13 protein-coding genes are annotated in these 13,446 nt (G+C 30.6%); 4 read left to right on the top strand and 9 right to left on the bottom strand.

Translation table 11 applies throughout. The annotated features are described in order from the left end of the window. Window positions 1-80 precede the first annotated feature (80 nt). Entirely contained in the window at window positions 81-1,007 is a 927-nt protein-coding gene (locus tag KQH81_RS12495; protein ID WP_027639193.1) for a DUF7916 family protein, read from the bottom strand. Window positions 1,008-1,164: 157 nt separating this feature from the next. Between KQH81_RS12495 and KQH81_RS12500 the strand changes: the two genes are divergently transcribed. From KQH81_RS12500 to KQH81_RS12510, 3 genes are all read left to right on the top strand, one after another. Continuing rightward, window positions 1,165-2,469, top strand: a complete 1,305-nt coding sequence (locus KQH81_RS12500) for a sensor histidine kinase (RefSeq protein WP_074845890.1) — start codon at window positions 1,165-1,167, stop codon at window positions 2,467-2,469. Further along, window positions 2,450-3,304: a response regulator gene (locus KQH81_RS12505; protein WP_027639195.1), complete on the top strand. Its 855-nt coding sequence runs from the start codon at window positions 2,450-2,452 to the stop codon at window positions 3,302-3,304. The genes KQH81_RS12500 and KQH81_RS12505 overlap by 20 nt, the downstream gene beginning before the upstream one ends. Window positions 3,305-3,408: 104 nt before the next feature. After that, the gene (locus KQH81_RS12510) at window positions 3,409-4,434 is read left to right on the top strand and encodes a PTS sugar transporter subunit IIC (protein ID WP_230029289.1); all 1,026 of its coding nucleotides are present in this window, start codon (window positions 3,409-3,411) and stop codon (window positions 4,432-4,434) included. Between the two features lie 69 nt (window positions 4,435-4,503). Here the strand turns inward: KQH81_RS12510 and KQH81_RS12515 are convergent, their stop codons facing one another. The 4 genes from KQH81_RS12515 to KQH81_RS12530 form a co-directional block, all read right to left on the bottom strand. Continuing rightward, window positions 4,504-5,172, bottom strand: a complete 669-nt coding sequence (locus KQH81_RS12515) for a hypothetical protein (protein ID WP_027639197.1) — start codon at window positions 5,170-5,172, stop codon at window positions 4,504-4,506. Window positions 5,173-5,283: 111 nt separating this feature from the next. After that, complete coding sequence (locus KQH81_RS12520) at window positions 5,284-5,739, bottom strand: hypothetical protein (protein ID WP_027639198.1); 456 nt, start codon at window positions 5,737-5,739, stop codon at window positions 5,284-5,286. A 39-nt stretch (window positions 5,740-5,778) separates the two neighbouring features. Next, on the bottom strand, window positions 5,779-6,468 hold the full coding sequence (locus KQH81_RS12525; RefSeq protein WP_027639199.1) for a hypothetical protein: 690 nt from the start codon (window positions 6,466-6,468) through the stop codon (window positions 5,779-5,781). Window positions 6,469-6,479: 11 nt separating this feature from the next. Next, entirely contained in the window at window positions 6,480-7,787 is a 1,308-nt protein-coding gene (locus KQH81_RS12530) for an SPFH domain-containing protein (protein ID WP_074845888.1), read from the bottom strand. Window positions 7,788-8,048: 261 nt separating this feature from the next. On the opposite strand from KQH81_RS12530, the gene KQH81_RS12535 reads away from it, so the two are divergent. Further along, entirely contained in the window at window positions 8,049-9,107 is a 1,059-nt protein-coding gene (locus tag KQH81_RS12535; protein ID WP_027639200.1) for an ABC transporter ATP-binding protein, read from the top strand. Window positions 9,108-9,132: 25 nt separating this feature from the next. Here the strand turns inward: KQH81_RS12535 and KQH81_RS12540 are convergent, their stop codons facing one another. From KQH81_RS12540 to KQH81_RS12555, 4 genes are all read right to left on the bottom strand, one after another. After that, on the bottom strand, window positions 9,133-9,981 hold the full coding sequence (locus KQH81_RS12540) for a carbohydrate ABC transporter permease (protein WP_035770895.1): 849 nt from the start codon (window positions 9,979-9,981) through the stop codon (window positions 9,133-9,135). Beyond that, window positions 9,978-10,856 (bottom strand): carbohydrate ABC transporter permease, encoded by an 879-nt coding sequence (locus tag KQH81_RS12545; RefSeq protein ID WP_035770896.1) that lies wholly within the window; start codon window positions 10,854-10,856, stop codon window positions 9,978-9,980. The genes KQH81_RS12540 and KQH81_RS12545 overlap by 4 nt, the downstream gene beginning before the upstream one ends. An 82-nt stretch (window positions 10,857-10,938) precedes the next feature. Further along, window positions 10,939-12,207, bottom strand: a complete 1,269-nt coding sequence (locus tag KQH81_RS12550; protein WP_035770897.1) for a sugar ABC transporter substrate-binding protein — start codon at window positions 12,205-12,207, stop codon at window positions 10,939-10,941. A 229-nt stretch (window positions 12,208-12,436) separates the two neighbouring features. Continuing rightward, window positions 12,437-13,393 carry a carbohydrate kinase family protein gene (locus KQH81_RS12555; RefSeq protein ID WP_027639204.1) on the bottom strand — a complete coding sequence of 319 codons (957 nt, stop codon included), beginning with the start codon at window positions 13,391-13,393 and terminating at the stop codon, window positions 12,437-12,439. Window positions 13,394-13,446 lie beyond the last annotated feature (53 nt).

Here is a 13,446-nt window from a genome sequence, read left to right on the forward strand (position 1 = left end):
TCTCTTCCTCCTCGGCAATTTGTCGATTAATTAAGACTTTTCACTATCATTATACTGGCTTATCCTCTTACTGTAAATATCTATCTATTTATTGATATTGCAATTCTATGATAGGTATGTCTAACTCCCCTAATCGCTACAGAATAGGCTTGTATATTTTCAGGTGTAGCCATTCCAGGATATCCACTGTCTCCTATGTGATGAATATCAGTGCCAGCCATTTTACACATCAAAGCTATTTGACGTATTGTATTTAGGTCAGCTCCTTCTTGAGAAGTTCCTATAGCTGTTATGGCTAATGCCCCTAAACTATGAGTATATGATATAAGATTCCTTACATATTCCATAGTTATGCCGGGAACTGTTCCTGGTGCTGGAAGCAATATTATATCTGCACCAGCTTCTCTAAAACTTTTAATATCTTCTTTTGTTATTATATTTTCCGCACCCTCTGTTATAATTCCTGATGCATGCATTTTCCCCGCAGCTAAAATTATCTTAGTTCCAAGTTTTTTAGAAATTGTTTTTAGTGAATCAACTATTGCTTTATTGCTTACTCCATTACCCGGATTTCCTGTAAGAAGTATCATGTTAACTCCCATGTCATAAGCTTTTTCTGCATTAGCCAAAGTAGCTTTTCTGCCTTCTGACATAGCCCAAAGTGTATCAGAATTATCTTTAGCAATTTCATCTTCTACAGGTTCTAGATTTATTCCAATCATTCTTCCTGTGAGCCTTTTAACTTCACTAATTGTATCACAAGGTTTAACTTTTGGAAGTCCAGCAATATATGGTTTTTGTACATCAAACATATTTAATAAAAGAATATCAGCTCCCATAGCTGCTGCAAATTCAGCGTTTGTTACATCTCCCAAGATAGGTGTTGTTATTCCAATACATTCAGAAGCTAAAACTCTACCTTCACTACCAGCTATAGATGTTAACCAATCTTCTTTTGTAAACTTATTAAAATCACTAGTTGTGCAATCAAGTATTCTCTTTACCATAGTTTATTCCTCCTTTTAAATACGCAATTTCATTTACACTATAACACAAATTCAAACTATTTTAAGCAAATATTTCAAAAATTCATATAAATATATGCGCAATTCCATCTTATATGTTACTATATATTATATATTTAGTTAATAAGGAGTATTTAAGATGTCGAAATCTTACTATGAACGACTTTCATTTTGGAATAGAATTTTTTTCTTCAGTATTGTTGTCGTATTTCTAGCACAAATAAAAATCAACTTAGTTGTAACAGATTTTAAAATCTCTATTGGAATTTTTTTATTTCCAGTACTTCTTTTTCTTTTGGATGATTTCCCCATCATTCCTGTGACTTTTTTATCCTCCATTGGAGTTTTTTTATCACGTTCACTTTTAAATTGGATGCAATATGGTTTTTACATGCATATTTTTAAAAATTCTTTTCCTGAAGTTTTATTTTATTTAACATATGGTTGTTTGCTTTATTTTTATTACAAATATAAAGGTTGTATACTTCATAAAAATAGATGTTTTATGCCATTATTAATCATGGATTATTGTGCAAATTTTGTTGAGTTATCATATCGTGTTCATTTGGATGTATTCACTTTTAAAGTGCAATTTAGTATTTTGGTAGTAGCTTTAATACGTACATTATTGATATGGTCAATTATAACTGCAATTGATTCTTATAGTTTTGCAATCATTAATAAAGAACATGCTGAAAGATACAAAAAATTGCTTCTTCTAATTTCTAGACTTAAAGGGGAAGTTATATGGATGCAAAAAAACACTTCTTTAATAGAACATACTATGAATGATTCTTATCAACTCTTTGAAAGAATGAAAAGTGATAATATAGATGAAAATCTGTCTAGAACAGCTCTTGGCATTGCAAAAGATATTCATGAAATAAAGAAAGAATATATGCTTATCATGCGTGGTATTTCCGAAGCTTTAAATAATGATTTGCGTGACAGAGGAATGTATATTTCTGAAATGTTTGATATACTTCAAGACGTACATATGCGTGAAGCAAAGACTCAAAAAAAGCAATTAACTATAGATGTTCAATGTGATGAAAATCTGTACACAAACAAACCTTATTATTTAATGTCTGTTTTTAATAATTTGTTTACTAACGCATTAGAGGCAAGCATTTCTGAAAATAGCACAATTGTCGTTAGAGAAAAAGAATTTGAGCATCATTATATTTTTTCTGTAACAGACTTTGGAAAAGGGATTAATTCAGACAATATCAACGATATATTTTCTCCAGGCTTCTCTACAAAGATTAATTATTCCACCGGAGAAATCAATAGAGGCTTAGGGCTTAGCTTAGTAAAAGATATAATAGAAATAGAATTTAAAGGTAAAGTATGGGTTGAGTCTGAAAAAAATCAAACTACTTTTTATGTGCAGTTATCTAAAAAAAATTTGGAGGGAACAGCAAATGAAATTGTATCTTATTGATGATGATAAAAACGTTGTAAATATTTTAAAAATGATTATTGAAGACCGTCAGTTAGGAAGTGTATGCGGTACCTGCAATAATGGAGAAGATGCACTTTCTGATGTAAAACTATGTAATCCTGATATAATAATTGTTGACCTTTTAATGCCTGAAATGGACGGCATCACTTTTGTGAAAAAGGCAAAATCATTTCTACTTGATACTGCATTTATTATGTTATCTCAAGTGTCTTCTAAAGATATGATTGCAAGCGCTTATGAAAGTGGTGTTGAATTTTTCATACAAAAACCTATAAATGGTGTGGAGGTAGTAACAGTTTTAAATAACGTAATTCAAACCTTATCTATGAACCGTACACTGCTTAAAATGCAAAATATTTTTGAAAAAGAATTAGGCTCTGTACAGCCAGCTACTCCATTTAATTTTAATACTAGAGAACCTAAACATATTACAAAATTAAAATCCATACTTCAAAAATTAGGTATTCTAGGTGATCATGGCAGTAAAGATATTATCGCTTTAGTAGACTATTTAGTAAAACATGAGGAGCACGTTGGAGAGTCTACCTTGCATGAATTATGTAGCAAATTTAGCGATTCCCCTAAGTCTGTAGAGCAGAGAATCCGAAGGGCAGCTATCGCTGGAATGGTGAATTTAGCTAATCTAGGTATTGAGGATTATTCAAATGATACTTTCATAGAATATGCTAGTTCAATTTATAATTTTGAGCAGGTACGTAAGGAAATGAACTATATTCGTGGTAAGAGTGAACGTCACGGAAATGTTAAAATCAAAAATTTTCTAAATTCATTAGTGGCTTTTAGTAAAAATTAATAAAATTATTTTTTTTGATACTTTTTGTAATCTTTTGAAACTTCATATTTATTATTAAATTAATCCAAATAATAAAAAAAATAATATGAGGTGAACAAATTATGATGACGATTGTTTCAGGAATAGGACTATTATTATTAACATTAGCAGGATTTTCATTCTTCAGTTTAAAAATGCCAAAAGGCCAAAAAGCCATGTCTGGTATGGCTAATGCTGCAGTTGCAACTTTCTTAGTTGAAGCAGTTCATAAATATATTAGTGGAGACTTATTCGGACTTGCTTTCTTTAGAGAAATAGGATCTGTCTCAGGTAGTATGGGCGGTGTTGCTGCTGCTATCATGGTTCCTATAAGCATGGGAGCAAATCCTGTATTTGCAGTTGCCGCTGGTGTAGCAGTTGGAGGTTATGGAATCTTACCAGGATTCATCGCTGGCTATATCGTAGGACTTATATCACCAATTATCGAACGCAAACTTCCTGAAGGGCTAAATATAATATTAGGAGCTCTTGCTATTGCTCCCTTAGCTAGATTTATAGTAATCTTAGTTGACCCTGCTGTAAACGCTACCTTAACTACTATTGGTGGAACAATTGCAGCTGCTGCAGAGCAATCTCCTTTAGTTATGGGATTCTTGTTAGGTGGAATTATTAAGATGATCTGTACTTCTCCTTTAAGCTCTATGGCATTAACTGCTATGTTAGGCTTACAAGGACTTGCAATGGGAATTGCAGCTATAGCATGTGTTGGAGGATCCTTTACAAACGGATTGATTTTCCATAGATTAAAATTAGGTAATAAGAGTAACATAATTGCTGTTATGCTTGAACCATTAACCCAATCTGACATTATTACATCTCATCCAATTCCAATTTATTGTTCTAATTTCTTTGGAGGTGGACTAGCAGGAAGTTCCGCTGCTGTATTTGGTATAATTAATAATGCACCCGGAACTGCATCTCCTATACCAGGACTTATGGCTCCATTTGCTTTTAACCCTCCAATGGCTGTAATAGGTGCTTTATTCTTCGCAATTTTAGGAGGAAGTCTAGCAGGATTTGTTGGAAGCATTGTATTTAAAAATAGGGCAGTAAAGCAAGACAACTTAGTTGAAACATCATCATGTGCATAAAATTGTTACTTAATATAAATGGGTTGTATCAAAATAAATTTTGATACAACCCATTTTCTTTTTAAACTATTAACTTAATGGAGAACCACAAAATTCACATTCAGAAATTTCTCCTTCTAATATGGTGTTATTTCCACCACAATTCTTACATACTACAACCTTCATCTTAGGTTTTTCCTCTTTTACTTCATTAACCGAAGAGTTTTTCTTAACATTTATAGGCTCATATTGTTTTTTTCTAATTACAAATTCTCTTGAACCTAAATCTACATATGCATTTAAGAAATATCCCTTATCAATCATAATTTTAAGATCATTTATCGCCTCTTCATAGCTTACATTCATAGCAGATGCTATGTTATCTATTGATGTTTCGTTATTATTAATTACTATAGATATATATTTCTTAAATTTCTCTCCTTGAAGCTGCATTTTTTTAGAAGTACGAATCATGAATACTCCGCCACATCCAAAGAACAATATTACTATTATAATAATTCCCACTGGAGCATTCCCCTTTGAATCTTTCAATTCTCCTGTCAGCCCCATAATTATATAGATAATTGATAAAGCGATAAATACAATACCTACTATCTTTACAGTTTTACTATTCTTTAATACTACAGACTTATCTGATGAAAGCTTCTTGTATAATAAATAAAAACCTACAGGCCAAAATAGAATGCACATTGTAATTATAAATGCCCATGAACTTGATTTTATTTTTTCATTTCTCATCTTTGCCAACTCCTAACCATTAATGTGAGATCCACAGAAATCACATTCATATACAGTTCCTTTTTCAACTTTATTTACTCCACCACAGCTTGGACATGTAATAGAAACGTATTAAATATCATCTGGATTTATTGTAGGAGCTGTGTAATTTCCAGGTACATTATTTACCGGTTTTGCATTTGAAATAACCACTCTATTCTCTTTTAAATCAACATAAGCATTGGTAAAATACTTCTTTTTTATCATAATATCTAAATTTTTCCTAATTTCATCTTCAGACTTTCCCATTGACATAACTAAATCAGAAATAGAGCCAAATGGATTTTCTGAAATATAGATTACATACTTTTTGAATTCTTGAATTAATTTCTTTCTTCTCCTGCCGTTCCTTATAAGTAAGTAACCTCCTCCAAGAAAAATTATTATAAAAGTTATATCTTCTGTTTTCATATGGCCTATGCTAGATACTATTCCCACTATTCCCAAAAGTATACAAGGTACTCCACATACCATCTGAATTTTTGATATAATGCTGCTCACAGTAACTGCTGCTTTAGAATTATTCATTTTTATCCTCCCAAATCCAATCGTTGTATTAACCTTTTATTATATGCTTCCTCTCTTAGATTCCATAACTTCTGATTTTCTTCTATTTATAAGTTCTGAAATATTATTGAGTAAAGTATCTATTTTTTCATTTTTATTTTCATCATCCTTTGAAAATACACTTTCTAAATCTTTAATTTTATCATCTAACTCATAATCCGCTTTTACTAAGGTTGATGTATCACTAAATCTTAAGCTGTCATAAAGCTTTTCAAGATCATTTTTATACTCTTTATTAGACATTAATAACTTCATTTTACTAAGCATTTTATTTATCATAGCTGAAGCATCATTTATCATGTCATCATTAGATTTTGTACTTTTCCCACTTGTATAAAAGACTATTCCCAAAATCATTGATATAGCTAATAAAAGTATTTGTATCACACAGAATGATATTATTGAATCCCTAAAGAAATTCATATATACAAGTGAAACTATTATTGAAGCAATTGCATATATAGTTATCGTTGACCCTAAACCTGATCTTACAATTATTTGAGATAACTCTTTTGCTGACTTTTCGATAAATATCATACCACCAAAGAAAACAATTTCAGCTATGATAAGAAAGCAAAATCCAAGCCATGTAATTGTAGTCCTTTCTTGAGTTGTTATGAAAAATAATAAAATAGTTACTAATATCACTAAAATTCCTGAAATAGAAAATGCTTTTTCTCTCCTCTTCATACTATCCCTCCTTATTGTAGTTTTTCTCCACACTCTGGACAAAACTTAGGATTTCCTTCAACTATAGCATTACACTTTGTACATCGTGCTGCTAGCATTTCTCCGCATTCTGGACAGAATTTCACATTAGCTGGTACATTATTTCCGCATTTAGGGCACTTCTTAGGAAGCTCATAACCACATCCTGCGCATTTTGTTGCACCCTCTTCCATATCATATCCACACTCTGGACATGGATTATATTTATTTCCACATTCTGGGCAGAATTTCACATTTTCATTTATATCGCATCCACAATTAGAACATGTAAGCCTCTTTTTCTCTTCCTTCTTCTCTTCTTTTTGAGAAGTATCAAATCCACAAATTCCGCAAAATCTTTTATCTGCGTCAATTTCATCATGACAATTAGGACATTTTTTCATAGCAGATTTGTTGCTAGTATTTATTTCCCCTGAAATAGAACCAAAAGCATTTCCTACAGTTCCACCAAGACCTACTCCCATACCAAGGCCTAATCCTGCTCCCATTATTTGAGAAGAAGAACTTCCTGGGTTTTTGGCAGCCCCTTCTAAAGTATTAAAGGAACGTTCTTGTTGATAGCTGTATCCTATGATATTCATCTCGGCACGCTTTGCTAAAGCTTCCTTCAATTTTGAAACAGCAGGATCATCTTCTGGAAGACTTATATCATTGACATAAAAGTTCAAAAGTCTTATTCCATATTCCTCCATCACTGGTTCTATTCTTTCTTTCATAAAGGAAGATAGTTCATCTATATAAGCATTTATTTCTAAGATACTAATTTTTTTATTTATAACATATGATGAAATTGCATCCTTAGCCTTTGTTATATAAAGTCCTCTAAAATATTTAACTAAAGTATTCTTATCAAAGCTTCCCATTGTTCCAACAAGCTTTACTAAAAACTTCTTAGAATCTTCTATTTGTACACCAAACATTCCATTTGATCTTATAGGAACAAAAACTCCGTACTTAGGGTCTTGAATTTGAATTGGAGTTGCTGTTCCCCACTTGATGTCTAATGAAAATAGTTTATTTATATACCATACTTCAGCAGTAAATGGAGAACGTCCTCCAAATGGTAAATTTACGATTTTATTTAAAACAGGTATATTTGCTGTACTTAAAGTATGTCTTCCACTCTCAAATACATCTAAAGCTTTTCCACCTTTAAATAATATTGCTTCTTGAGATTCGTTTACTATAAGTTGCGTCCATGTTCCAAGTTCCTCACTAGGATATTTCCACGCTAGCACATCTGGTCCCCCATTATATTTTACTACATCTACAATTGCCATAAGTCTTCCCCCCGTAATAATAAAGTTATTATTTCAAATATTATATTACTCCAATTATCTATATTAACTAATTATGAAATATTAATTAATATTATACTATCACTATATAATATAATCTCCTATATTCAAAGTTAGATATAATTTTTATTATATAAAATTCTTTATTATATGAAAATTTTCTATTTAATAATCAAATACCGCTTTATCACTTTTTCTGATATTATTACATTATGGCAAATAATTATTTTGAGGTGATGCACTATGAAAGTTAAAATAGAGAATCTTTCAAAGAAATTCAACAATTTTACAGCCATTGATAATTTAAATGTTGAATTTAATGATGGTGAGCTTATATGCCTTTTAGGTCCAAGTGGCTGTGGGAAAAGTACCATGCTATATCTTATCTCAGGTATATTAGAGGGTACTAAAGGAAAAATATTTTTTGATGATGAAGATATTACGAATATTCCTCCTGAAAAAAGAAATATAGGGCTTGTATTTCAAAATTATTCACTATATCCTCATATGAGTGTTGAAAGAAATATCGGGTTTCCCCTTGAGATAAAAAAGATTTCCAAAAAAGAAAGAACAAAAAAAATAAATGAATTAGCTAATCTTGTACATATTGATTCTATGCTTCATAGAAAACCAAAAGAGCTTTCTGGAGGTCAGCAACAAAGAGTTGCAATAGCTAGAGCACTTGCTAAAGAGCCGAAGATACTTCTTTTAGATGAGCCTTTATCAAACCTTGATGCAAAGCTTAGAATAGAAATGCGTGAAGAAATTAGAAACATACAAAAAAGCACAAATATAACTGCTATATTTGTAACTCATGATCAAGAAGAAGCTATGACTATTTCTGATAAAATACTTTTAATGGATAAAGGAGTTGTTCAGCAGTACTCTACTCCGGAAGAATTATATAACAATCCTAATAACTTATTTGTTGCAGGTTTTATTGGAAATCCTTCTATTAATAAAATTCACGGCAAAGTAGAAAACAATTATTTAATTACTGATGGAAATATTAAAATAAAATATGATTTTCCAAAAGAAATTAATAACAAAGATGTTATTTTAGGTATAAGGCCTGAAAGTATTAGTCTAACAGAGGGGGATGATTATAATATCTCAGCAAAAATTCAAAACTTCTATACCCTTGGTAGAGAAAAGCTTATTGATTTATCTATTGATGATATAAAGATAAAAATTACTGTTCCATCTAGTGTAACTGTTAAAAAGGATGAAGTTGTAAAGCTGCTTTTCAAACATCCTGGAATATTTATATTTGATCCCAAAGACGGATCTAGAATAAAATAAAGCTAAAGCAAATTAAGCTTTAGCTTTATCCTTTTACTGAACCTTGAGTAAGTCCTGATATGAGCAGTTTTCTAAATATAATAGCAACTAATGCAGGCGGCACTATAGCAAGTATTCCAGCTGCTGCTGTAATACCATATTGTATAGAGTCTTTAGTCATAAATTCAGCCATTATCATACTTAAAGGCTTTGTAGCTTCAGAAGAAGCAAGTATTAAAGGTATTTGGAACTGATTCCATGTTAAAAGAAATATTATTAAAATACATGCAAATATTATGGGGTAAGAAATAGGGAGTATTATCTTAAAAAATATTTTCATATTTCCGCATCCATCCACTAATGCAGCATGTTCAAGCTCTTTAGGTATAGACTCAAAATAATTGCATAAAAGCCACGTTGTAATAGGCAAAAAAGATGAAACATACACCATAGAAAGCCAAAAAATGTTATCTAATAAACCAAAGCTAGAAAATATTTTATATAACGGTATAATAGTTGTAAATAGAGGTATCACCATGGTGATTAATAAAAATGTCTTTATTGCTTTTCTTCCTTTAAATTCAAATCTTGAAAGCGAATATGCTGTCATAACACAACAAGGTATTCCTAATGTTAATGTTATTCCTACTGCCTTTAAAGAATTTATTAATGCAGTAAAAAAAGTTTCATGTTGACTTGTACCTGCTGAAAGTAATATTTTATAATTATCAAATATCAATTGAGTTGGAAAAAAGTTAGCAGTTTCTTTTAACATTTCATTTTCAGGAGTTAAGCTTACTATCAAACACCATAGAATCGGTCCAACAGAAAAAACTACAAATATAATCACAGCAAATACATAAACTGTTTTCTCAATTAAATTAGACTTGTTCATCTTCTCACTCCTATTGGCTTATAAATATTTTTAACATAGAAATATCCTGCTATTCCTGATATAAGCATAATTATATATGTAATTGCACTTCCTAGTCCAAAATTTAAAAATTTAAATGTATTTACATAGTTGTAAACTAAAAGAGTTTGACCAATGTCGCTATATCCAGATAAAGCAATAACCTCATCAAATACATTTATAGCACTTATTGTTATATTAGTCATCACTACTATGAATGAAGGTATAAGTAATGGTAGCGTTATTTTAAAAAATGCTTGAACCTTATTTGCCCCATCCATTCTAGCTGATATATAAAGATTTTCTGGAATAGACTGCATATTTGATAGAAATATAATTGCACAAAATGGTATGATTCTCCACGATACAATTAATGCTATTATAAACATTAACATAAATCTATTTATTGTATAAGTTATAGGCTCATCAATTATTCCAAAATAAAACAGCATTTTATTCATAAATCCAAACCCTGGATAAAATATAAATCTCCATACTATTCCATTAACTATAGGTGGCAATGCCCAAGGAAGTATTGCTATAGCTGTTAAAACTCCATTTAGTCGTACTTTTTTATTTAATATTAAAGCCACAGCAATGCTGCATATCAATGATATAATAATAACTACTATAACCACAAACAAAGTATTAACTAGAGAATATCTAAAGCCTTCGCTCTGCAATACCTCTATATAATTTTTTATTCCAACAAAAGATTTATTTTGAGGCTCTGTTAGCTTGTATCTTTCAAGACTTAAAAAAAATGTAGCTACTATAGGCACTATAACAAGACCTATCATTATTATCATACTAGGAATAAGCAGTAGATAGGGAAACTTCTTTTGCCTTTGTATCATACTTTTCTCCCTTCATAAAATAGACTCAAGGACTGTCAATAGACAATCCTTGAAATTTTATATTATGTTATTTGTATTTAATTTATTTTTTTGCCAATTCGTTTATCTTAGTTTCCATTTGATTATAAGCTTCTTCTGGAGTAAGTTCACCATTCACCATTTTATTTACAGCATTAAACATAGCTGTACTCATTTCAGTATAATAGTTAGGTACGCCTTTTGGAAATGGTGATTTTATAAGTTTTGATTGTTCCAACATTGCACCAGAATTTTTAATTTTATTTTCTTTTATTAGTTTTTCTAAAACTGTAGTCCTAGTTGGTATTGAATTATTTTTTTCAAATAACTGTTCTTGCATTTTAGCAGATGTATACCATTTTACGAATTCTTCTGCTGCTTCTTTATTTTTAGAGTATTTAGTAACACCTATTCCTTCTGGTAATGCCATTGTTTTGTCTGATTTATCACTTTTGCCAGGAAGCATTATAGGAGTAACCTTATCTACAACTTGTGATTCTTTAGGATCATTAACACGACCAACAAAAGATGTAGGTCCTATTAACATACTAGCTTCACCTTTTGTTAATTTACGATAGGCATCCATACCTTTTGAAGTTCTGTTTATAGGATCTACTAATCCTTCTTTGTTTAACTTATCAATATATTTTAATGCATCTAAAACACTTTCTTTGTTTAATGTATTGTCGTCATTAAACACTACTCCATTTTTAGCAAAAGCTAACCATATTAATGATGTAGTTGTTGATTCTTCAGCACTTAGAGGAATAGCATAAGGGTATTTTGTAACATTATCTTCTTTTATTTTTTTAGAATAATTATATATATCATCCCAAGTCTTTGGCTCAGCATCTATACCTGCTTTTTTAAAGTGTTCAGTGTTGTAGTAAGCTATTCTAAAATCGTTAGCATAAGGAACTGCCAAAACTTCATCATTTACCATAAATGACTGAATTGAAGGCATATCTTCTATATCTTCTTTAGAAATCTTAAGCGGCTCAAGCCATCCAGCACTTTGGAATTCTCCAACCCATGACCAATCCACTTCAACAACATCTGCTGGCGCAGTTTTTCCTGCTGCCGATACTGAGATTTTATCTCTAATATCATCCCAGCTCACAGTATTTACCTTTACTTTAATACTACTTTCTTTTTCGAATTCATTAAGCATTTCCTGAGATGGAGCACCCCACTCTGGAATCATAAATGTTATTTCTTTTCCTGAACTTTTAGCAGCATCTTTTTTCTCTTCACCTTTAGAGCATCCAACAAATAAACTAGCTACCATTGTAAAGCTCATAACGATTACTAAGATCGACTTAAGTCTCTTCATTATTTGTCCTCCCAAAATAATTTTATTTTATATTAATATGATACTTAAAAATACGTTATTATACAAATTAATACAAAAAATTACTTATAGTTTTTTTCTATAAATAACTATTTTCTATTTAGCTTTCAAATACTTATAAACTTATTTTCTCTTAAAGTTCTTAAAGAATACATAACAAACAAAAAATAATATAACTGGAAATGAATACTTCCAGTTATATTCCAAACAACTATTTACATTCAATCTCTGAGAATCTCAATTCCTTTAAATATTTCTCCACTAATCCACAATCCATTTGTGGGTGTATGGTTTCTTTATGAGATATTGTTATTGCAGACATAGCTATTGCATATTTTAATGTATCTATCACATTTAAACTTTTCATATATCCATAGCAAATTCCAGCTACACAGGAATCACCTGCTCCTGTCACATTTATTACAGAAACATCGTGAGCTTTTACAAATCCCTCTTTATTTCCATCATTATAATAAATACCCTCAGAATCTAAACTTATAAATACGTTTTTGACTCCTAATTCTAAAAAATATCTTCCAGCTTTTCTTACATCATCGCTATCTTTTATAATAAATCCACATAAAACCTCTGCCTCATGTCTATTAGGTTTAATAGTATGAAACCTTCCTATTAAATGCTTAACACGCTGAACTTTTGCAGCAGATACAGGATCTAATATAAATCTTGTACTTCCATTATATTTTGTAAGCATATACTCTAAAATACTCGGATTATCGCAATCAACAACTATATATTCTGAATTCTTTATGATCTCACTCTTTGAATCAACAAATTCTTCAGTTAATTTATCAGTTATTGTCATGTCAACAACTGCAGATTCCATTTCTCCCTCTTCATTAAGTATAGCCATATATGTTGGAGTAGATTCTCCATCTAAGACAATAGATTCACTCATATCCAAGTTTATACTTTCAGCATACTTTAGTATACTCTTTCCTTTTTCATCATTTCCTAATGTAGATATAAGCTTAGTATTTATGTTAATCCTAGCCATATTTTCTGCAATATTTCGACAGACTCCTCCAAAGGATACCTTTACTGAGCCAGGATTTGAATCCTTGCATCTGTAATTTTTATATGTAAACCCAAAAATATCATAAACCGATGCACCAAAAACTAATATATATGGTTCATTTTCCCTAATCATAATCCAGTTCTCCCTACATTTTTCTAAATTATCCGCTTAAATACTATACATTA

Origin of the sequence: Clostridium cadaveris (assembly GCF_020911725.1) — a bacterium.
GTDB classification, from domain to species: Bacteria; Bacillota; Clostridia; order Clostridiales; family Clostridiaceae; genus Clostridium_X; species Clostridium_X cadaveris.